The following is a 21,665-nucleotide window of genomic DNA, read 5'->3' as shown; positions in this document are numbered from 1 at the left end:
AATCACTAATTAATATCGAATGCTTGCTTATTATTTGCAAGTTTTAGTCAAGTTTTTGCTTGCCTTGTTTTTTGAAATAAAAAGAGCTAATAAATAAGCAGAATGTTACTTGCTATATACAAGTTTTTGCCCAAAAGAAATGAACTATTGCTTGCATATGCTTTTTTGTGCTAACAGTTGCTTATTCGGCTTTTTTGACATTTTGCAAACAACAAGCCGGACAAAAAAATTTCCTCGCTCGACATCGAGAGCGACAACCGCGATCGAGGACTGTCATGCCTGACGTTACTGTAGCTGCTGACTTTGGCGCATCCTTGGCCAGAGCAATCTTTTCCCTCGACTCGCAATCGCAAGCTTTAAAGCCAGAGTTAATGCTAATTGCACCCCAAGTTTTAAGAGTGCCGTCCAAGAGTATCGAGAACTACGAGAAGTACAAACTAGGAAATTCAACGCCCGAAAATTCAGCTTGGGTGAAACTAGGAAACGATTATTATGCAATAGGACACCTAGCCAAAACTCATTTTAATGCCGTCCACTGCCTGGAATCGCTCAAAATTGACTCTGCCATTCCACAGTTGCTAGCAATTGTAGGAGGTATAGCCCAGAGCAAGGAGATGGGTAATTCATTCTCGCTGTCACTGGGAATTCTCCTGCCTTGGGGAGAGTATACCGATAGAGAAAGGTTTGAATCCTACATCAAACAAGCGTTGTCTGGGTTCTGCTTTCGCGGCAAGGAGTATTTTGTCACGCTGGAATCATTTACCTGCCTGCCGGAGGGAGCGGGGTTGTTTGCACGGGGGAGAGTGCCGCACAAAGGAGGCGATCGCTTGCGAAATGCGCGGGAGTTGAACATTGCCGTTCTGATGATTGGTTACCGCAATGCTTCCATTCTGTTCATCGAAAAAGGAGCGCTTTCCTGGGGCTACACGGAAAACTACGGTTTCTCCAGAATGGTAGAAAAAGTGCAGCAATTTACTTCCGGTCAGAAAGCTGAGAGATTAGTGGAAGTTATCTGCTCCGGTTCCAAACCCAGTAAAAGGACAATAGCAGGACTAGTACGCACCAACATGATGGAATTGCGAGAGCAGGAGATGCAAGAAATTGCTGCGGCGATCGCGGATGCCAAGCAAGAGTATATTGCCATCCTCACCAACTGGCTGAAACAGAGGTTGCCCGATTGTCTGGATGAAATTATCGTCAATGGTGGCACTGCCCGTTACTTGCAGCCGGAGCTAACGCAGTTTTTCAAGACTTTGGGCGCTGGGGCAACCAACTGGTGCAACTCCCTAGACGAGCGAGTGGTCAAGACATTTGGCGACTTAGTGAGAGCGCAACACCTCCAGTCCCGTTTACTAGATGCATATGGACTATTCTTCCAACTCCACAACCGACCGCTACCGCGATTGCGGGACACCGTTGAAACTGCCGAGGAAGCGCACCATGACGAAGCCAGAGTCAGCTAAAAAGGGTCAGGGCAGCACCGAGCAGGTGAATTTCTCATTCCGCTGTCAGCCCAAACGAGACTCCAAATATGGAATGTTACTGGCATACATTAACGAAGACAGTGCCGAGTTAACCCGTCGAGAACGGGTACTAAATGCACTGGCAGCCTTTTGGCTACCCTTCGCCTATCACTACCAGGGCGAGATTTCACCAGAAGAACTGCAACGTCTAGCACGAAGCAGCGTTTATCAGTTGCAACTGCACGTGCAATATTTGAGGGATACGTTTGAACTGTCACATACCGAACCGCCAGCTTACGCCTTACACGCAAAACCTGCCAGAAATTCATCTCACCCAGTAGCAGAAAACTACGTGGAAGAAGAAGACGATTGCGAAACCGAGACTGATATTGTCTCCTCTTGGCACTAAACCAGTCCATCAAACAATTAATGCCTAAAAATCTATGCCGTATTCCAAGGAAGATTTGCAAACAGAGTTTAATCTCGCTCCAGATGACGTAACACAGACGCTACGTGCCTGCGGGCTGTCCCTCAAAAAACGAGTTTACAGCGATCGCGAACGAGAGCGGTTTGCCACTGCGCGAAAGCTGTTTGAGGAAGGAGCAGCCACCTCTTATGACGACATTGCTACGTACTTCCAAAAGGAAGGGGTGAGTGTCGATACTGATGATACCCAAACCAGCGATCGAGAGCCACTGATGGAGCCAAGACTTACTGCCATACTAGAAACGTTACGTCAAGAGGCAATAGCCCAAGGATTTGAGATTGGACTTCAGCAAGCCGAGATGATGAAGCAGGTCATTCCTCATGCTACTATCCTCCGCCTCCAGCAGATGATTCAAAACGGCGAACTGAGAACTCAGTTTGAAAGCGTTTGGAGGCAGATGCAGACGCAGATGGGGGAGCCGCAATCTCTGATGTCAGAGGTAGAAGCACACTGGCAGACGATACAGTTACCATCATCCCCGCCTCCAGCGAGCTTGCCCGAATCATCGATGGAATCATCCGACAGCGACTCATTCTAGAGCTGAAAGAAGACACGCGACGGCTGCAACTGGAGCAGAAACAGCTTGCCCTGTCAGAGGAAAAGAAGGAGAAATACTGGAAAAATGTCCAGCGTTGGGGACGATTTATCAATACCTGGATTTGGATTATTGCTTATACGGTTGTTATTTTCTCTTTGGGTGCAGCCTTTGGGCTAAATTTCCTACCAAATGCAGTCCTGTGCCGTGACAAAAACTCGCTCTGCTACATTTTGCGACTATACGGGACAAAGGCAACTTTACCACCTCGTCGCTCAGGGCAACGCTAACTACCGAGCAACAGTACGAGCGATCGCCTCTTGTTGACCTACCCCTATTCATAACTAGATGGCTCGAAAGTCATGACAAATCATAATCACCGCTTCCTACCTCCATCTCATGCCCAGAAAGTACGCCGCCAAAAGGAACGAGAACTCGACTTCGACCTTGATGGTGACGGGCTGACGGTGCGGGAAGAACTGAAATACGGTCTTCACTCCTATGCACCTGATAGCGATGGCGACGGCATTCACGACGGCGACGAGGTTGCTAGCAATACTAATCCCAGGCGCTACAACAACCTCAAGCAGCCACTTCAACAACGCGATCGCATTCAAGAGTATGCAATCGACAGCATTAGCAAAAAAGCAGAACTAAGACAGCGATACCTAGAACACGCCAAGTGCGTACTGGGAAGACCACAGCTAACATATGACGAACTTGCAGCTCAAATAGCAAGCGATCGCTGGTTGGCACAAGCACTCGATACGGCAGTACTGCACTCTGCTTATTCTGCCAACGAGCAAGATGCTCAATACCTGCTCTCCCAAAGCCCTTACATTCAATTTCATGCCCATGAAGCCGATTCTACGCCCAATCGCCTGCTTAACTACGCTTATGAAGTGGTTGCTGCCACCAACAGCAATGTCCTCAAGACGGATGAAGACCTCTACATCTAAATCGGTACTTCGGTTTCGCCCTCGTGACTTTGTTATTCCCATTGCTTTTACTGGGGCTTGGTTTTGGGTAAAAATGGAGCTTGCTGCTTACCGTATGTCACCCCCACTGGAGCAACAGGCAAAAGCCATTGTTACCTTTCCATCTAGCGGTTCAACACTTCAACTAGAGATAGTACAGAGCGATCGCGACCGAGCGACAGGGTTGATGTATAGGCGATCGCTGCCAAGAAATACTGGTATGCTATTTCCCTTGCCTCATCCCTACATACCGAAAATCTGGATGAAGCACGTCAACTTCCCGCTTGACATTATCTTTATTAAGCAAGGCAGGATTGAAAGTATCGTTCACAATGCTCCGCCATGCCAAAGTTCCCCTTGTCCGCTTTACAGTCCCGCTGCTCCCATCGATGCGGTGCTAGAACTGTCAGGAGGTAGGGCGAAAGAATTAAAGCTTAGGGTAGGAGGCAAGGTAGTACTAGCATCAATTCGTAAGTTGACAAATTCTGCACCTCGATCGCCGAAAACGAAGATTTCGATCTTCTAAAATATTGAGCTGAATGAATTGAGTCAGTAGAAAAATGTCAATCCCCCCAGAAATTCTTAGTCTTGCCGAACGGTTAATCCAAGAACTCGATGGCATTGAACAGCAGGCTAATATGGGATTAAACATTGCCAGCCAACATAAGCGAGCGTTTTCCTGACAACGCGAAACTGATTGGTTTATCTGCTAATCTTGGTAACGTGTTATTTTTTGTCGATAGCTTTAGAACTCGAATTGAGAACGTAATTGGGAATATATCTGGAACTAATGTACCCTTGCGAAACTATTGGGGAAGCTGGCGAGGAGCTGTCAGAGTTTTGGGGAAGAATTTTAGAATGTATTATGTCAGTGAATAGGTCTGTTGGGATCTTGGAGAATTTGCTATGAACGAGCCGCAGATGACTAAGGAGCAAGAGGCTCTGTTGGACGAAGCCGTGCAATCTGCTCAATTAGCCGAGCAGCAAGCCAAACAGTTGTGGGAATTGGGCGAAGCTTTTGCGCTCAAGTGGGAAAAACGCTGGCGCGATCGGGAAGTTGCTCAAACATCTGAGGAAAGGGGTTGAGGGGAAGTGCTATCGTCGATTGACATTTAATCAATACAGATAATGGTGCGATCGCACCTGCGACGATCGCAAAAGGCTACATTTCTTGTCCTTGGTTGAAGTGCTGATGTTGTTGGGTTTCCAGTAAGTTCTGAGCTTGAGTATAAACTTCCTGGATGTAAATTTTCCCCTTAGTTTTGTATTCTTCTTCTGGCAGTGAAGCTTTCCACTCTTGCAGGCGATCGCATTGGGACAAAACTCGTCCGACTTCGTTAGCATCAAAAGATTCTTTCAGCACTAATAATGCAACTCCTACATCTACTTCCCAATTGGAAGCATTATTAAAATCAGGGTATTGGCGTACTTGCCGCGATAATTGTTCGTACAGTTGCTTGCATTGCCAACGTTGTTGTTCTATAAATTGCGATACTTGTCGCTCTCCATTTGCCATTTGGTGAAGGGCGGAGTATTTACCGTTCAAAGCAGGTTTTGCAGAGCGATCGGGAATAGTTGTCGCATCTTGGTTGGATTCCTCTAGGTGGCTTCGATCTCTAGGTGCTGGCGTTATACTTGCTACCTGAGCTTGTGGTGCGTTACTGTCGAGAGTCTGGGACTTGACAAGTTTTGTCGGCTTTTCGGCGATCGCTTGCGGTCTATTGGGTAGAGAAACCAAGCGAGTGCTGTAAGTTGCAGCATCTAGAGGCGTGCCTATCTTAGCTTTGAGTGCTTCCATGTCTTGAGGCTTGATGCTGCTAGCAGCTAAATAGCGGACGGCAAGCCCTTTCTTGGTTTCTAGGGAAGCTTCTTGAGAGGAAACTGGGCTAAATTCAATCGAGCGCGATCGCAACCAATTATCTACTACTTCCACTTTGCGATCGTCAACTGCCAGTCCCACCAGTCCTAGCACTTTGTCTTCTGGGTTAGCAAATAGGATTGTAGGACGTTCTTTGATTTTTGATAGAAAAAGCTCGCTCTTTTCTATTAATTCATCTGGGGCTGTTACAGAGGCGATCGCTCCCTTCTGCTTCGTCCATACTTCAGGATATTGGACTGTAGCGGGGTCAACTTTGATAAAAGCATGGCTGAAATTGCTCTGTAGATTGCATTCAACTGCTACTTGCCGTCCTAGTTGAAGAATACCTAACTGTTTTAAAGCTTCTTTATCTTGCTTGTAAAACAGAACTCCTAGCGGTTTTCCATCCAAAAATACTACGTCTCTCACTTTAGCTGGAGTCATTTCAATTTGTCCGATGCTGTAATCTTGATCTTGAAATTCTTCCCCTTTAAAATCGTAATAATTGATTTTATTAATTCTCAATAAATTTCCATTCGGCGATTCTCCAATAATAAATGCTCCTTCATGCCTGCTATCCTCGATAGTTCTAAGCTTCAGCTTTAAGAAATTGCCATTGTTGAGGTAGTTAGCTTGCCTCAATGCCTCTACAGAATCAGCATCCAATTCTCCTAAAGTGCGATCGCCTAGTTTGATTTTTACCGTTCCGTTAGGAATTGGTACTTGACCGACTGATAGAATAACTGATTCGTTGTTAAATACTTTATCGGCATGGGAGAATTTACTAACTTCTCGAATGGTGAAATCTATAGCAGGTTTGCCCGCCTCAGCCAGAGTTGCTTTAGCCGTGTAGGTTTCTCCAGGTAGTATGGATGCTCGTGCCTTAGTACCGATCGGCAATCTGCCAGTTCTTTGTTCCAATACGCCGTATTCTCTGTACTCGCCATCATTGTCTTTCACAAAGACAGCAGTAGTGTTATGCCGTTCGTTTCCTGCTGAGCGATCGCTCGGTCTAATTTCAATTTCATGTTTTTCCTCCAAGTCCCAAGGCTTCTGTTGAAAGATCTCGCCTTCTTTTTCAATCCCTGTTATTTTTAGATTGGCAAACTGCAATTGGTTCAATCTCGATAAAATTTCTGACCCAAAGGCAGCAAAGACAAAATTTGAGACTTTTTTTCGGGTATCTTCTTGCTGTTGTGCTTCATTGTTATTTGGATTATCTAAATCCATCTCCCGATCGAGTTGGGAAATTTTAGATTTTTTCTCTAGTTCATCTTCGCGAGTAGCAGATATGCTCCAAGCGGCAGCAGCGGCTGATAGGCGCTCCGATTCGGGAATAGCAGCACGGAAGTTTTCGGCGATCGCGTGAGCCTGCCCGAACAACAGTTTAATTTGACTAGGCTTGAGTTGGGGTTTGATTTCGATTGGGGTTGCCCCAATTGATGTCATGCCCGCTTTCAGTTTGTAGTCAAAAGCAGACTGCTGGCTGATTGTACCCAAAGGGCGATACTTCGGTTGTCCGTTTTCCATTTCACCATCAATTTGTGCTACTGCCAGTAATTTGTGCGATCGCACCTCAGTGCGCTGTTGTTCTGGAATTTCTTCAAGTTTCAGGTTTAAAGTTTGAGCATTCCAAATGAGGGGATGTCCGTAGCGAGTCAAATTCGTAATTTCAATTTGCGCTCCACACTTAGTCTGCACAATCGCATACGGTCCTTGCTCGCTCTGACAGCGCTGCTCCAGTCGGGTAGCTTCGTTAAATTTCCGGTCGAACTCGTGTTTGGTAAGGAGAGCGGCAAACTTTTGTTGAGGTGTAAATTCTATGTCTTTAAACAGATCCTGAAATTGGACGATGGGACGAGACTCAAGTTGAGACTGTTGGAAATACTTGTTAGTTTGAGCAATCAGTAACTCTACTGGCGAATCACCTCCAGGCGCGATCGCTTCATTAAGGTAAGCAAATGGTAGTTTTTTCTCCTTGATATAGCTGACATCTCGGTATAAATATCTTTGATTTTCTTGAATCAGTTTCATGTCAGGGGCGCGGGCGCTCTTGAATGTATCGACAGCTATTTGGTTTTGAAAGCATCCCTCTTCAATCAGGCTGCGGTAAATGCTGCGATTGATTGACAGCGATCGCTCTAATACTACAGGCGTTCTATTTTCAACTGAAGCTAAATCAACTATCTCCTTCATCCTCGCTCTACATTCTTCCCGAATTGATTTGGGATTTTTTGCCTGAGTTTCTCGCTCGAACAATTGCTGATAATGGTTGGCGACGGTATCTAAATACTCCGATTGTTGTTGAAAGTTACCGTAAGTTTTGAAAATCTCAATTTCCGACTCAAGTGCTTCCAGTGCTGTGACTTGATTATTGATGACACCAACGCTGATACTATCGGACATAAAAATGGCAATTTCTTCAAAGAGTGGTTGAGTGCCATCTTCTCTATAGAATGACTGTTTCTTCAGCTTGAGTGTAGGTGTGTAGGCGTTTTGGGGAAGATTTCTTGCCTCGGCTTCTGCCGTGAGGTTAGGGTATTTACTTGCCAACTCTACGCCAATGCAGTCGCCATCGAAGTCGCGTCCTTGGCGTTCTGATTCGGTTTCGATTGGGTCTACTTCCTGAGTTTCAATTCCTCGTGCTTTGAGTGCGGCAATTCGTGCTTGAATCCGCTTACGATCTTCGTCGTTAACTACGATGATGCCTTCTAGCGGTCTGCCGTCCGGTGCAATGTAGTCTTGGACGTGTTTGTTGAGGGATACGCACAAGCCATTAGAGTTGAGGAATGGCGAACGAAAGTTAAGGATTTTCTCACCTTCATCACACCAAGGAACGCAGATTTCGCCATTCTTGAGTTCCTTGGAGGGAATAATCGTTCCTCGGTCGAAGCTAAGCGTGCGACCGATGGCTATGTCGCGCCACTGTTTTTGGACAAATCGGCTCAACTGGTGTTTGACTTTTTCTGTTTCTAGGAGTTGGCAGTGACCTTGCAGGTCGGCTTTAATCAGCCTGTACGTCAACAAGTCATTTTTTTCGGTCTGAGAATCATAGTCGTCTAAATTGCCATTTTCTGAATCCGGTGGTGTCTCGGCTATGTCTGTGGGCGATCGCCTCTCATTTGCAATTGCCTTGCGTTTCTCGTATTGCTCGCAGTAGAGTTGGGCAACTTTTCTGGGATCGTCCTGAATTTGGGCAAGTCTTATCGCCTGCACTTCCAATTCTTCAACTATGTCCTTCATCCCTTGGGGAAAAGACGCGAGAAGTTGAGAAATAGCAGTCTTACCCTGTTGGGACTGAGATTTTTCACCCAACCAAATTCTCTGGCTGTATAGCCCTGGCTGAATTTGTGGTTTGATCGGAGCGTTGGGATTGTCTTTATCAGTCCCCTTGAAACTAGAGACAGGAAGAATTAAGTCAATTCGGGGGTGACTGTTGGGATTGGCGTAATCTAATACAGCTAAGTCGTGCGGTCGAAGAGTACCTTTACCAAAGCGATAGTGGATGTCCTCACCATCTCGCGATCGCCAGCCAAAGCGGTGTTGAATAACGCGGTATTTCTCCTCCGATCGTCTTTGGGTGAGTTTGTCATATAGTTGGGGTGAAATCTGACCGTAACAATCACCCACCAAGCGGTACGCTACAGCATCGGGTAGTATTCCGCCATTCGCACCCGTGGCATCATCTACGACTAGGATATTGAGTTGTTCGTGAATAGCGTTTTTGCAACTGCCTAAAAAGATGGAACCATAAGCACCTCTGTCTTTGCGATCTGGACAAAGTTTTTCTATTGTTTCCAAACACTCTGGCGAACCGTACAGCAGCCTTGACTGGGAGGAAAATAGTAGCACATGACCGTCTGGATGATTTTTCAAGTCTTCTGGCGTGCTGTATTCGTCCATCTGCCCAAATGAAAACTCTTTGTCTGGGAAGAAGAACTCCAGTAGCGTGTTGTCTAGTTCTTCACTCAGGACTGAATCGGGGTTGTTGGTGTTACCATCAGTATGCAACCACTGGTTAAGCCTAGTATCGAAGTGGTTAAACTTGAGCGTCATAATTTCTGTTGAATTCCCAGTTGACTGCTGAGGCGTGAAAAATGTCAAGACTTAAACGCTGGCTGAATATGTATCAAAAGAAAGTGGATCGGGACGGTTCTCTGAAGGAGGAATACATTCAGCAGTTATATTCTTATGGATGGAATTGGTCTGACATTACTCATCGCGCTCAATCGTTCCAAGAAGAATACGCTTGCCTGAAGGCACTAGACGAAACCGAGCCGGAGCCTTGGGTAGAATATACTGCTGAAGATTTATTTTCCCAAGAGGAGAGAAAGAAATTTAACCCAGATGGCACGCTCAAGCCAGAATATATGGAGTATGCCCGCAGCGTTGGACTGAGCGAGGGCTACCTGGAACAGTTGGAGTCCAAGAAGAAGCTAGATGTAGAGAACTTCAACCGGATGTCTGAAGCTTGGGCTGCTCGTGGAATGAACTTTGGTGAATACCAAATGCGATCGCGTTTCAGTGCTGTTAATGACTACGCCGAACGCCAAAAGCAGGTACGGCAAGATATTCGCAACGGTGAAGATCTTGATTCGCTACCATTATCTGTCGATCCCGACGATTATTATCAGCAGCGCGGTTACAATCCTGGTTAACATGACTACGAATATATATTTGCAACGCTAATATTTAGACGACTATACGCTATTAAAAAGTTGAATCGATTGATACTAGTTGCGCTCAAGCAGTTCGCAGCCGTTCGATGTCCCGAATCGGTGGCGCACCAAATAGACGCGAATATTCGCGGCTGAACTGCGAGGGACTTTCATATCCGACCCGATAGGCAGCATACGTCGCATCAGCGTTTTCGGCAAGCATGAGGCGACGCGCTTCCAAAAGTCTTAACTGCTTTTGATATTGAAGCGGACTCATCGCGGTCACTTGCTTGAAATGCTGATGAAACGACGAAGTAGACATACTGACTCGCCTCGCTAAATCCTCGATCCGCATTGGTTGGGTAAACTTAGCCTGAATTAGTTTGATGGCTGTTGCAATTCGCTGCATAGTGCTACCCGATGTAGCAATTTGGCGCACGGCTTCACCTTGTTCGCCAACGAGCAGACGGTAATAGAGTTCGCGAATCATCAGCGGTGCCAGCATGGGGATATGTTGCGGCGTATCTAAGAGTTTGACCAGGCGAAGGGCGCACTCGAACAGCCCTGCATCGGCGTTGCTGACTGATACGCCTCGGACAGAGTTTTCTTTCTTACCCAAGCTGGAACTCATTTGGGCAACCAGATCGCACAGTTGCATCAAGTCTAAATTCAGCTTCAGTCCTAAGTACGGCTTGTTGGGTGTTGCCTCAACCACAAATCCACTTAGCGGTAAATCGACCGAAACGATCAGATATTGCGCTGCACCATACTGATACCTCTCCTCACCCAGTAACGCCTCTTTTCGACCTTGCACGACGATCGCCAGGATCGGTTCATAAACATTGTGGAGTGCAGTAGACACAGTATCAGCTCGCGTCAAGTCCAATTGCGCGATCGCAGTTGAATGGATACCATTTCCGTTAGACTCGGTGTGCCGCATCACTAATTTCGCGAGTTCTTGGCATCGATCCGCGATTACATCAGGATTAGAGATTTCAACTGTCATGCTAGAGACTCGACTCACGATAGTGCCTTACTCTTGACGATTATAAAACTTCTTCAAGCGGCTGTTTTGGAGAATTAGGCAATCATCCAATAGGTTTAGGCATTTGAAAAGCCCAATTCAATTCGTAGGATGAAGTCATCTCAATTGTAACTGTAGAAGATAAGGCAATGACGAAAGACATAGCAAAAATCGCTTTAGTTACGGGATCGGGTCGAGGATTGGGCAAAAGTACTGCTTTAGCACTCGTAAAAAAAGGAGTTGATGCGATCGTCACGTATCGCAACAGTGAGGCAGAAGCGAAATCCGTTGTCTCTCAAATCGAAGCAATGGGTGGTAAAGCTGTGGCACTGCACCTCGATACAGGCAACATCAAAACCTTTGACACGTTTGTGGCGCAAGTCAAGCAATCCCTTCAGGATATTTGGCAAACCGAGCAGTTTGATTTTCTCGTCAATAATGCTGGAATTGGTATCCATGCACCTTTTGCACAAACGACTGAGTCTGAGTTCGATCGCTTGTTCAACACTCATGTGAAAGGGGTTTTCTTCCTCACCCAAAAACTACTTCCTTTCATGAAAGACGGAGGACGTATTGTTAATCTTTCGTCTGGTCTTGCCCGTTTTACCTATCCAGGCTATGCCGCTTATGCCAGCGCCAAAGGAGCGATCGAGGTTCTGACTCGTTACTTAGCAAAGGAATTGGGAAACAGGCAAATTGCAGTGAATACGATCGCCCCAGGAGCGATCGCTACCGATTTTGCAGGTGGTAGGGTGCGTGACAATTCAGACATTAACAGCTTCATCGCGTCGCAAACGGCTTTAGGTCGTGTGGGTGAGCCGGATGATATTGGAGGTGCAATCGCGGCGTTGCTGTCTGAAGATAATCGATGGGTGAATGGACAGAGAATTGAAGTCTCTGGCGGTCAATCTCTCTAACTCATATCAACTTCAATAGCAAGAAAAATCATGTTAAACGTAGAAAACAAAGTCATTACGATTACTGGAGCCAGTAGTGGCATCGGAGAAGCTACCGCGAAGTTATTAGCTCAAAACGGTGCTTATGTCGTGCTAGGGGCAAGGCGAACCGAAAAGCTGGAAAAGATTGTCCAGCAGATCCGCGACTGGGGGGGTACAGCCGAATTTAAAGCTCTCGATGTCGCCAACCGCTCTGATGTGAAAGCCTTTATTGAATTTGCTCTAGATAAGTTCGATCGCGTCGATGTCATTTTCAACAATGCAGGTGTGATGCCACTGTCCCCATTGAGGAACTTGCAAGTTGAGGAATGGGATACGACAATCGATGTGAATATCCGTGGTGTATTGAATGGCATTGCAGCTTCTTTGCCGATTATGGAGGCACAAGGCAATGGACATATTATCAATACAGCGTCTATCGGCGCACATGTGGTAGTGCCTACTGCCGCTGTTTATTGCGCCACCAAATATGCAGTTTGGGCAATCTCCGAAGGACTGCGGCAAGAATCGAAGCATATTCGCGTCACCACCATCTCTCCTGGTGTGGTTGAAACCCAACTTGGCGCAGAAATTACAGATGATGTGGCACTAGACCTAATGAAGGAAATCCGTAAAACCGCACTCACTCCAGATGCGATCGCCAGAGCCGTTTTGTATGCGGTGTCCCAGCCGGACGATGTTGATGTTAACGAAGTCATTGTCCGACTAACGAAGAGCGCATTCTAGGCAACACTCACAGTTTGTAACGAAGTCTTACAAAAACTGACATTCTGCTGAAAAGAGAAATTTAGCCCAGAAGTAACATACATCAGTTCACGATCGTCGATCGTGTGGTTTGCACATACATCCTAGAACAAGCTATGAAGAGTTACTGGCGTACTGATGTTTTTGATGTGATGCAACGAGTTGGAAGTAGATAGAATTTTTTGCAACATCACCAATAGACCTTTCCGAAAATTCTCAAAAGCCTGCTGTAGCAGGCTTTGGGAGATGTGATTCATCTTGTGATTCCCAGCCAGCTTCAACCTAAATATAGGCGTTTGAGATAGTTGCAGTTAGTAATATCTGAAAAGATAATTGATGCTAACTCATGGCGATCGCTCCTTTTTCATCGGTTTAAGTAGGTAAAATTAACGCTCCTATTCGTAGTCTTACTAATCCGCAAACTGTTAATATAACTTGTTGATAAGTTTGAGGACGCAGACGAAATCTTTGAGCAGCAATTTGAAAAACTTTAACTCTTCTAATCAGGTCTTCTATGATAATACGGCTACAAGAATTGACTTTGTTTTCTTCTTTTTAACTCTCGCTTAATTCCCGCTTCTTAGGTGTTTTATGTGGAGTGGCAACATTGTCTTCTCCTATGTAAGCTTTATCGCCTTTGAACTGCTGCCCTGTAGCCAACTTGTTTTGTTGTTCTCGCAACAGATTAATATCACTGGTAGGACCAGGCTGACCCACTATCACATCTACAATATCTTGTGCTTGGGGAAGAATAATGAACTGGTTTTTAAAGGTATGTTTCTTCTTCTTGCCCGAAAAAAACTTTTTTTGCTCTTTATACTCCCCAGGTCGCTCTCTGTGCTGCTCTGTACTATCTACTAATAATTCAAATTCCATCAATAGTTCCTGCACTACTTCACACTCGCTCGCTTGATTTTTCACTTGCTCTAACAGGCTCGCTGGTAAAAGTTCTCGTAAGATTTTTAACCAGTAATGGAAGATGTCATTCGCAGAGGTTTTAGAAATGCCAAACTGTAACCCTAAAATCTCAAACGTCGGTAGATGCCGTAGGTAAAATAGACACAAACCAACCCCTGCTTCCGTTGATAAAATTGGTTTCCTTCCACCTCCAACTGCATTCAATCGGATTTTTTTTCGTTCAAGCCGCAAACGCCGTTGACTTTGACGTAAACTTGCCTGTTGCACTAATTGAAGAAACTGCTTGTAGCTGATTCCCACAATCTGCTTGCTACGAGCGGGGTACTTATGAATATAATCAATTGGATTTATCATGATGGTAGGACAGATTAAACACACCTACCATCTTTTTCTCTCATAAATTTATATTTCGGACAAGTCTAATTACAGCAAGCGATCGACTATATCCACACTCACCTTGACCGAGATTGATCGCTGGTTGAAATTGCCAAAGTCATCAATATTAGCCCCACTTATTTTGCTAGTTTGTTCAAACGCGCTACAGGTATTTCTCCGCATCAATATGTGATTAAACAGCGAGTGGAACGGGCGAAAATGCTGCTGTCAAAAACGGATTTAGCGATCGCCAACATTGCGTTAGAATTGGGTTTCTCCAGTCAAAGTCATTTAACTCAACAGTTTAAGCGATTCACGGGAATGACACCAAAACAGGTGCGCCCTTCATCATAAGAATTTGATAAATCGTTGTAAGAATCTGAAAGAAGTTGAGCATTGGAACTCTTTACACTTGGGATAGACAAAACAAGGAGATAGAGAAAATGCAAACACTCTCTCATCTTCTGTCTAAATCTGCCCAATACACAAAGGAGAAAAACAATGGCTGCTGTAGAACTCTATAACGACAGCAATTTCAGAAGAAAGTTAGTGGAAACAAATAGTGACACTCCAAATGTGGGTAATGATGTTAACGATCGCGTTACTTCAATTGTCATCAATCAGGGAACTTGGAGATTTTTTACAGATTCCCAATATCGGGGTGTTTCTGCCGATTTAGGACCAGGACGTTACCCTAACATAGGTCTTGGAACCATTCCTAACGACTCAATCACATCCTTCCGTAGGATTAGGTAGGTGAAGAAATAGGGTGGATTATCTACCCTATTTCTTTACCTATTTGTAAGAGTAGAAAAAGCAAGAAACAATCTATTGCTGACAATCTGCTTCTAGCCAGAAGTTATCGTATTTTTCTGATGCTGCACTCCAATCGCTGCGGAAAAACTTTACTAATAACGATATACTTTGTGATATAGCAGATGACACTCATCGGGAGATTGTATGATTGCCCTACCTGGAGTTGCCATCCACAGCAAAATCTATGAGAGTTCGGCATCTGTTGTGTATCGGGGCATCAGAGAGCAAGACGGGCAGGCGATTGCGCGAAGCGCACTGCCAGAGGCAATTGTCGTTAAACTGCTTAAGCAAGACTATCCCTCGCCTCAAGAATTAACCCGCTACAAACAGGAATATGAAATTACCCGCTCCCTGAATCTCCCAGGAGTTGTCAAGGCATACAGCCAGCAAGACTATCAACGCACGCTCGCTATTCTCCTAGAAGATTTTGGTGGGGAATCTATCGAAAGATGGATGCGCCAACGTCCAGAAAAATTCTGCCCCATGCCCTTATCCAATTTCTTCCGATTAGCCATTGACATTACAGAAATTCTGGGCGGAATTCATCACGCTAATATCATCCACAAAGATATCAATCCTGGTAACATCGTCTTCAATCCAGATACGGGCGTAGTTAAATTCATTGATTTCGGCATTGCCACCCAGTTTAACCGCACCAATCCAACCTTCAAAAGTCCTCATGTATTAGAAGGCACACTTGCCTACATTTCTCCTGAGCAAACGGGACGGATGAATCGTTGGCTCGATTACCGCACTGATTTTTACTCGCTGGGTGTGACATTTTATCAACTGCTCACAGGACAGCTACCGTTCCCGACAACCGACATACTGGAGTTAGTTCATTGCCATATTGCCAAAACGCCCGTTCCGCCTCACGAATTGAATGCAGCGATCCCCAAAGCAGTTTCAGACATCATCATGAAATTGATGGCGAAAAATGCCCAAGATCGCTATGGGAGTGCCTGGGGAATTAAAGCAGATTTGGAAACCTGCGATCGCCAATTTACCCTCATCGGTCGCATCGATCGCATCCAATTAGGTCTTCAAGATATTTCCGAGCAGTTTCACATTCCCCAAAAACTATATGGACGAGAAGCAGAGATTGGAGCATTATTAGCGGCGTTTGACAGAGTAGTCGAAAGGGGGAATGAAGAAAATGCTCAATTCAACGTCGAGATGATGCTAGTCTCTGGTTACGCGGGAGTAGGCAAATCAGCATTGGTGCAGGAACTCTACCAACCCATCACGGCAAAGCGAGGCTATTTTATTTGGGGTAAGTTTGACCAATTCGATCGCAATATTCCCTACAGCGCGATCGCTCAGGCTCTGCAAAAATTGGTGCAGCAACTACTAGGGGAACCAGATGAGCAAGTGCAACGGTGGCGATCGCATTTACTTGCGGCATTGGGCAGCAACGGACAAATTATTATTGATGCAATCCCAGAAGTTGAGCTAATTATTGGCAAGCAGCCACTTGTACCATCCGTTGGAGCAACTGAGGCACAGAATCGCTTCAATCTAACGTTTCAAAAGTTTGTGCGGGTGTTTTGTTCAAAGGAGCATCCCCTGGTAATCTTCTTAGACGATTTGCAGTGGATCGACTCAGCCACACTAAAGTTAATCGAGCTAATATTACTTGACGAGCAAACCCAATATCTATTTTTGATTGGAGCCTATCGAGATAATGAAGTAACTCCAACGCATCCATTAGTATTGACGCTCTTAGAATTGCGAAAACAAAGGGCAGTGCTTCAGGAGATTACCTTAGCACCCTTAACGTTGGAATCGTTGAATCAATTGATTGCCGAGACGCTAGATCGTAATCCTGACACCGTTCGTGATTTAGCCCAATTAGTGTTACGTAAAACCGAGGGCAACCCTTTCTTCTCATGTGAATTTTTGCGAATGCTCTATAGCGAAAATCTGCTGACTTTTGATGCGAAACAGTTGAACTGGCAGTGGAATATTGCTCAAATTCAAGCCCGAAATATCACCGATAATGTGGTGGAACTGCTGCTGCTCCAGTTGAAGAAATTGCCAGAAGAAACACGGCAAATTCTCCGCTTAGCCGCTTGTGTTGGCTCCCAATTCGACTTAGAAACTTTAGCGATCGTTTGTGAAAAATCGCCCAAAGCAATTTCTCTAGATTTACTAGCTGCAATACATGCTGGATTAATTCAACCTTTATCGGAATTAGACGAAAACTTGTTAGTTCAAGAGTATAAGTTTTTGCACGATCGCGTACAGCAAGCAGCATACGCCTTAATAGATGAGTCCCACAAGCAAGTTGTTCATCTCCAAATCGGTCGCAATTTAATCGAAAAAGCTTCACTCCAGCAGCGATCGGAGCGACTATTTGAAGTCGTGGATCATCTCAATCGGGGAATTGAATTGGTCAGCGATCGCGCCCAACAAAATAAAATTGCCAAATTGAATTTAATTGCAGGTCAGAAAGCCAAAGCAGCAACGGCTTATGAAGCGGCTCTTAAGTATTTTAATACAGGGCTTAAACTCCTCAATACAGAGAGTTGGCTCAATGAGTATGACCTCACCTTAGCACTGTATTCAGAAGCAGCAGGAGCAGCGTATCTTCATGGTTGCTTTGATGAAATGGAACAATTCGTAGAAGTGGTACTCAACAATGCGAAGACAGCGATCGACAAAGTGCAGGTTTACGATAGCAGAATTCAAAGATATTTGTCACAAGGCAACCCGAAATCAGCAATAAAAATTGGACTGGAAGTGTTGCAGTTGCTAGAAGTAATCTTAATAGAAACTCCAAGTCAGTTAGATGTTGAAAGAGAATTGGAGTCAACAGCTGCAATACTCGCTGGACGAGAAATCGAAGACCTAATTAATCTACCAAAGATGACCGCACCAGAACCGCTAGCAGCAATGTATATCCTGGCGAATATCGCGGGTGCTGCATTTATAATGTCACCAGCACTGTTGATACTGACTGTGTGCAAAAGGGTAAATTTGTCGATCGAATACGGTAACGCTACCTGGTCGCCAATGAGTTATGCTAACTACGGATTTGTTCTATGTGGAGTCGTTCAAGACATTGAACGAGGTTATAAATTTGGTCAATTGGCTCTGGGCTTGGTAGAACGATTGAATACCAAAAAAGGAGATACTAAAGCATTAATGGTGTCGAGTATCCATGTCATGCATTGGAAGGTACATTTTAGGCAAACAATACCAATGCTGGTTGATGCTTATCAAAACGGAGTGGAAACCGGAGACTTTGAATTCGCTGGCTATTCTGCATATTATGCATGTCATCGCTCGTTTTTTGTTGGTGAGTCACTCACCCAACTGGAACAAAAAACGGCAACCTACAGCAAAGCGATCGGACAAATCAGACGAGAAAACCCCTCTAATTGGATTGCAATGTTGTGGCAGACAATCCTGAATCTGTTAGGTAGGTCTGAGAATCCTAGCCGTTTAATTGGTAGTATATATGATGAAGAGCAAGCGCTATCTCACGCTATTGCAGTTAAAGACGGAATTGAAATTCGCTACTTTTATTTAAACAAACTTATACTGTGTTATCTATTTGGGGACGATCGTCAAGCTGCACAAACTGCTGTTTCGGCAAGGCAACATTTTGAAGAGGTGACAGCAATAACGGTTTTACCTTTATTCTGTTTCTACCATTCTCTGGTGCTTTTGAACCTATCACTCGATGCTTCAAGCTCTGAAAAGGAAGCTTGGCTAAGTTGTGTTAGTACCAACCAAGAAAAGATGCAAAAATGGGCAGAATATGCCCCAATGAATTATCTCCATAAATATCACCTGGTTGAGGCAGAGAAAGCGCGAGTCTTAGGGCAATTTCTTGAGGCTGAAGAGTTTTACGAACGCGCTATATCAGGTGCTTCTGAGCATGAGTTTATCCAAGAAGAAGCATTAGCTTATGAATTAGCGGCTAAACATTATCTAGCGCGAGGTCGGGAAAAATTTGCCCAAACCTACATGAAAGAAGCTCACTACTGCTATGAACGCTGGGGCGCTTTAGCTAAAGTTAAAGATTTAGAAAGTCGCTATCCGCAGTTCTTTCCTCAGTCTTCTAGGGCATACCCCACGTCAGTTCCTACCACTTCTGGAACCACATATAATAACTCACCCATCGCTTTAGATTTGGCGGCGGTACTGAAAGCATCCCAGGCGATTTCTCGTGAAATTGAACTAGAGCAGTTGCTTCGTTCCTTAATGCAGATATTAATTCAAAATGCTGGCGCACAAACCGGATACTTGATTCTGGAAAACGCAGGAGAATGGGCAATTGAAGCGTCAGGTGAATTAAGTCATGTAGATGGTGAGAATGTTGACACTACACAATTGCTGCAATCGATCCCAACCGCAAATCGCTTACCCGAAACAATTATTAATTGTGTTATCCGCACTCATGAATCTGTCATTTTAAATGATGCGACGAGGGAAGGTATTTTTATCAACGATCCATACATTCAACAGCACCAAACCAAATCTATTTTCTGTTTGCCATTGCTCAACCAAGCGAAGCTGGTTGGCGTACTGTATCTCGAAAATCAATTGGCGATTGGGGCATTTACAACTGAACGATCGCAAGTTTTGCACCTATTATCAACCCAGGCAGCGATCGCTATTGAAAATGCCAAGCTCTACTCAAAACTATGTGAAGGCGAGAGTAGAATGAAACAATTTCTAGAAGCGGTTCCGGTGGGCATTGGAGTATTGAATGCAGCAGGTCGCCCCTACTACTTTAATCAGCAGGCAACTCAGCTATTGGGTAAGGGTATCGATCCTTCCCTAACACCGGATCGACTTGCAGAAGTTTATCAAACTTATCTGGCGGGAACCAAGCGAAAATATCCAACTGAGAAACTGCCGATTGTGCGGGCGTTGAGTGGTGAACGTACTAGAGTTGATGATGTAGAAATCCACCAAAACAACAGCACAATTCCAGTTGAAGCATGGGGAACGCCAGTTTATGACGAACGGGGCAATATAGCTTATGCGATCGCCGCTTTTCAAGATATTACCGAGCGCAAACAAGCCGAGAAATTACTAGCCGATTACAACCGGACTTTAGAACAACAGGTCGTAGAACGAACGGCTGCGTTACAGAAAAGTGAAGCGAATTATCGAAACCTGATACAAACTGCGAATTCAATCATCGTTCGTTGTGATATGCAAAGACGGATTCAATACTTGAATGACTGCGGGCTGGAATTTTTTGGCTATGAGGTACACGAGATTTTAGGGCGTACCTTACTCGAAACGATCGTTCCAGAAATCGATAGCTGTGGGCGCGATCTCAAACCATTTGTCCAAAACCTGTTTCACGACCCTGAATCTTATCTGCAATCTTATCTGCAAGTCGAGAATGAAAACCTGTGTCGAGACGGCAGACGGGTTTGGGTTGCCTGGTCAAATCAGGCAATTTTGGATGAACAGGGACAGGTGGTGGAAATTCTATCCGTTGGCAATGACATCACAGGGCGCAAACAAGCCGAGGCAGCTCTACAGCGCAGTGAAGCCAAGTTTCGCAATATCTTTGAAAATTCACAGGTAGGGATCTTCCGCACGCGCCTCTCGGATGGATTAATTCTCGATGCCAATCAACGCTTTGCGGATCTATTTGGCTATGATTCACCCGATGAGATGATTGGGAAGAAACAGACTACAGACTGTTATGTAAATTCCAGCGATCGCCACAAAGCCATTGAATTGCTGAAGTGGAATGATGAACTGCGAAATTTTGAAGTGCAGCTCCGAAAACGAGATGGTACATTGTTTTGGGGACTTTACTCCTCTCGTTTGAATGCAGCCGATGGATGCATGGAAGGTGTAGTTGCAGACATTAGCGATCGCAAACAGGCAGAAGTTGCGCTGCAAGCCTCTGAAGCAGAACTACGGGCACTCTTTTCAGCCATTCCCGATCCGCTTTTCATCTTCACTACTGAAGGGCAATTGGTCTGTGCAATCAAAGGGAATCCGTCCTATGGAGATTTATGTAGGGAGGAGTATATTGGCAAAACACTGCATCAACTCTATGCCAAGGAACAAGCCGATGAATTCCTGAGTTATATTCAGCAGGCGGTGAAAACCCAACAGATACTCACCGTTGAATACAGTCAGTGGATCGCTGGACGAGAGATCTGGTTTTCGGCTCGCATTGCCCCGATTCGGCACGAACAGGTGATTTGGCTGGCGCGAGATATTACGCTGCAAAAGCAAGCAGAAGCCACTTCAATTCTAGAAGAACGCAACCGCATGGCACGCGAAATTCACGATACACTCGCCCAGGCGTTTACAGGCATTCTGATCCAATTCGGTGCGGCAACTCAAGTACTAACAGACGATCCAGAAGCTATCCAAACGCATTTAGACACGATCGAGAAATTAGCACGCACCGGACTGACTGAGGCGCGGCGATCGGTCACAGCACTTCGTCCCCAGTTGTTAGAGGATGGCGATTTATCCACTGCCCTCGATCGCCTAGTAACTCTGATGAGAGCGACTACTGATACTGTGCTAATTTACCAAATTCAGGGTAGAGCCTATCCTTTACCTGCCGAGGTGGAAAATCACTTCCTGCGGATCGGACAAGAAGCATTGACAAATGCGATTAAATATGCTGACGCGAGCGAAATTAGAATTGAATTGGTCTATGACGATGCACGCTGCTGCTTGCGAGTTAAAGACAATGGACGGGGTTTTGGAGTTGGTAGCGTGCCACCGATTGGCGGATTTGGATTGTTGGGCATGAGCGAACGAGCAGAGCGCATCGGAGCGCAATTGCGGATTGAGAGCCAACCTGGGCAAGGAACAGAAATTGTTGTCGTTGTCAATTCTTGAGTGAGGATCGT

Annotated in this window: 15 protein-coding genes and 1 pseudogene; 13 read left to right on the top strand and 3 right to left on the bottom strand. The window is 45.2% G+C overall.

Features of this window, described 5'->3' with window-relative positions:
• Positions 1-194: 194 nt before the first annotated feature.
• The 7 genes from N4J56_RS23215 (at position 195) to N4J56_RS23185 (ending at position 4,548) form a co-directional block, all read left to right on the top strand.
• A complete protein-coding gene (locus N4J56_RS23215) occupies positions 195-1,463 on the top strand; it encodes a ParM/StbA family protein (protein ID WP_317108597.1) in 1,269 nt (422 codons plus the stop codon).
• Positions 1,441-1,872: a hypothetical protein gene (locus tag N4J56_RS23210; RefSeq protein ID WP_317108596.1), complete on the top strand. Its 432-nt coding sequence runs from the start codon at positions 1,441-1,443 to the stop codon at positions 1,870-1,872. Before N4J56_RS23215 ends, N4J56_RS23210 begins: the two co-directional genes overlap by 23 nt.
• A gap of 34 nt (positions 1,873-1,906) precedes the next feature.
• On the top strand, positions 1,907-2,488 hold the full coding sequence (locus tag N4J56_RS23205) for a hypothetical protein (protein WP_317108595.1): 582 nt from the start codon (positions 1,907-1,909) through the stop codon (positions 2,486-2,488).
• Positions 2,489-2,847: 359 nt separating this feature from the next.
• Complete coding sequence (locus tag N4J56_RS23200) at positions 2,848-3,444, top strand: hypothetical protein (RefSeq protein WP_317108594.1); 597 nt, start codon at positions 2,848-2,850, stop codon at positions 3,442-3,444.
• Positions 3,425-3,988, top strand: a complete 564-nt coding sequence (locus tag N4J56_RS23195; protein WP_317108593.1) for a DUF192 domain-containing protein — start codon at positions 3,425-3,427, stop codon at positions 3,986-3,988. The genes N4J56_RS23200 and N4J56_RS23195 overlap by 20 nt, the downstream gene beginning before the upstream one ends.
• 34 nt (positions 3,989-4,022) lie before the next feature.
• Positions 4,023-4,145 carry a hypothetical protein gene (locus tag N4J56_RS23190; protein ID WP_317108592.1) on the top strand — a complete coding sequence of 41 codons (123 nt, stop codon included), beginning with the start codon at positions 4,023-4,025 and terminating at the stop codon, positions 4,143-4,145.
• Between the two features lie 223 nt (positions 4,146-4,368).
• Complete coding sequence (locus N4J56_RS23185) at positions 4,369-4,548, top strand: hypothetical protein (protein WP_317108591.1); 180 nt, start codon at positions 4,369-4,371, stop codon at positions 4,546-4,548.
• A 76-nt stretch (positions 4,549-4,624) separates the two neighbouring features.
• Here the strand turns inward: N4J56_RS23185 and N4J56_RS23180 are convergent, their stop codons facing one another.
• Complete coding sequence (locus tag N4J56_RS23180; protein ID WP_410500572.1) at positions 4,625-9,376, bottom strand: hypothetical protein; 4,752 nt, start codon at positions 9,374-9,376, stop codon at positions 4,625-4,627.
• 41 nt (positions 9,377-9,417) lie between these two features.
• On the opposite strand from N4J56_RS23180, the gene N4J56_RS23175 reads away from it, so the two are divergent.
• Entirely contained in the window at positions 9,418-9,978 is a 561-nt protein-coding gene (locus N4J56_RS23175) for a hypothetical protein (protein WP_317108588.1), read from the top strand.
• Between the two features lie 85 nt (positions 9,979-10,063).
• Here N4J56_RS23175 and N4J56_RS23170 read toward each other — a convergent pair whose 3' ends face one another.
• A complete protein-coding gene (locus tag N4J56_RS23170; protein ID WP_317108587.1) occupies positions 10,064-10,984 on the bottom strand; it encodes an AraC family transcriptional regulator in 921 nt (306 codons plus the stop codon).
• 167 nt (positions 10,985-11,151) lie between these two features.
• On the opposite strand from N4J56_RS23170, the gene N4J56_RS23165 reads away from it, so the two are divergent.
• Together N4J56_RS23165 and N4J56_RS23160 are read left to right on the top strand one after the other, a co-directional pair.
• Entirely contained in the window at positions 11,152-11,919 is a 768-nt protein-coding gene (locus tag N4J56_RS23165) for an SDR family NAD(P)-dependent oxidoreductase (protein WP_317108586.1), read from the top strand.
• A 30-nt stretch (positions 11,920-11,949) separates the two neighbouring features.
• Positions 11,950-12,684, top strand: coding sequence for an SDR family oxidoreductase (locus tag N4J56_RS23160; RefSeq protein WP_317108585.1), 735 nt, complete (start codon positions 11,950-11,952; stop codon positions 12,682-12,684).
• Positions 12,685-13,074: 390 nt separating this feature from the next.
• On the opposite strand, the pseudogene N4J56_RS23155 reads toward N4J56_RS23160, so the two are convergent.
• Positions 13,075-13,974, bottom strand: a pseudogene (locus N4J56_RS23155) (transposase family protein).
• Positions 13,975-14,094: 120 nt separating this feature from the next.
• Between N4J56_RS23155 and N4J56_RS23150 the strand changes: the two are divergent.
• The 3 genes from N4J56_RS23150 to N4J56_RS23140 all read left to right on the top strand — a co-directional run bounded on the left by N4J56_RS23150 (position 14,095) and on the right by N4J56_RS23140 (position 21,654).
• Positions 14,095-14,349, top strand: coding sequence for a helix-turn-helix transcriptional regulator (locus tag N4J56_RS23150; RefSeq protein ID WP_317110695.1), 255 nt, complete (start codon positions 14,095-14,097; stop codon positions 14,347-14,349).
• Between the two features lie 147 nt (positions 14,350-14,496).
• The gene (locus N4J56_RS23145) at positions 14,497-14,751 is read left to right on the top strand and encodes a beta/gamma crystallin-related protein (RefSeq protein ID WP_127025366.1); all 255 of its coding nucleotides are present in this window, start codon (positions 14,497-14,499) and stop codon (positions 14,749-14,751) included.
• Positions 14,752-14,955: 204 nt separating this feature from the next.
• A complete protein-coding gene (locus N4J56_RS23140) occupies positions 14,956-21,654 on the top strand; it encodes a PAS domain S-box protein (protein WP_317108584.1) in 6,699 nt (2,232 codons plus the stop codon).
• Positions 21,655-21,665 lie beyond the last annotated feature (11 nt).

Origin of the sequence: Chroococcidiopsis sp. SAG 2025 (assembly GCF_032860985.1) — a bacterium.
Lineage (GTDB): Bacteria > Cyanobacteriota > Cyanobacteriia > Cyanobacteriales > Chroococcidiopsidaceae > Chroococcidiopsis.
This window is presented reverse-complemented; position numbering and strand designations above follow the sequence as displayed.

Bases quoted from the DNA above. Each gene is read 5' to 3' on its own strand.
- N4J56_RS23180 (WP_410500572.1), bottom strand. From the start codon at position 9,376: ATGACGCTCAAGTTTAACCACTTCGATACTAGGCTTAACCAGTGGTTG.
- N4J56_RS23145 (WP_127025366.1), top strand. From the start codon at position 14,497: ATGGCTGCTGTAGAACTCTATAACGACAGCAATTTCAGAAGAAAGTTA.
- N4J56_RS23185 (WP_317108591.1), top strand. From the start codon at position 4,369: ATGAACGAGCCGCAGATGACTAAGGAGCAAGAGGCTCTGTTGGACGAA.
- N4J56_RS23165 (WP_317108586.1), top strand. From the start codon at position 11,152: ATGACGAAAGACATAGCAAAAATCGCTTTAGTTACGGGATCGGGTCGA.
- N4J56_RS23160 (WP_317108585.1), top strand. From the start codon at position 11,950: ATGTTAAACGTAGAAAACAAAGTCATTACGATTACTGGAGCCAGTAGT.
- N4J56_RS23190 (WP_317108592.1), top strand. From the start codon at position 4,023: ATGTCAATCCCCCCAGAAATTCTTAGTCTTGCCGAACGGTTAATCCAA.
- N4J56_RS23175 (WP_317108588.1), top strand. From the start codon at position 9,418: ATGTCAAGACTTAAACGCTGGCTGAATATGTATCAAAAGAAAGTGGAT.
- N4J56_RS23200 (WP_317108594.1), top strand. From the start codon at position 2,848: ATGACAAATCATAATCACCGCTTCCTACCTCCATCTCATGCCCAGAAA.
- N4J56_RS23205 (WP_317108595.1), top strand. From the start codon at position 1,907: ATGCCGTATTCCAAGGAAGATTTGCAAACAGAGTTTAATCTCGCTCCA.
- N4J56_RS23170 (WP_317108587.1), bottom strand. From the start codon at position 10,984: ATGACAGTTGAAATCTCTAATCCTGATGTAATCGCGGATCGATGCCAA.
- N4J56_RS23140 (WP_317108584.1), top strand. From the start codon at position 14,956: ATGATTGCCCTACCTGGAGTTGCCATCCACAGCAAAATCTATGAGAGT.
- N4J56_RS23210 (WP_317108596.1), top strand. From the start codon at position 1,441: ATGACGAAGCCAGAGTCAGCTAAAAAGGGTCAGGGCAGCACCGAGCAG.
- N4J56_RS23195 (WP_317108593.1), top strand. From the start codon at position 3,425: ATGAAGACCTCTACATCTAAATCGGTACTTCGGTTTCGCCCTCGTGAC.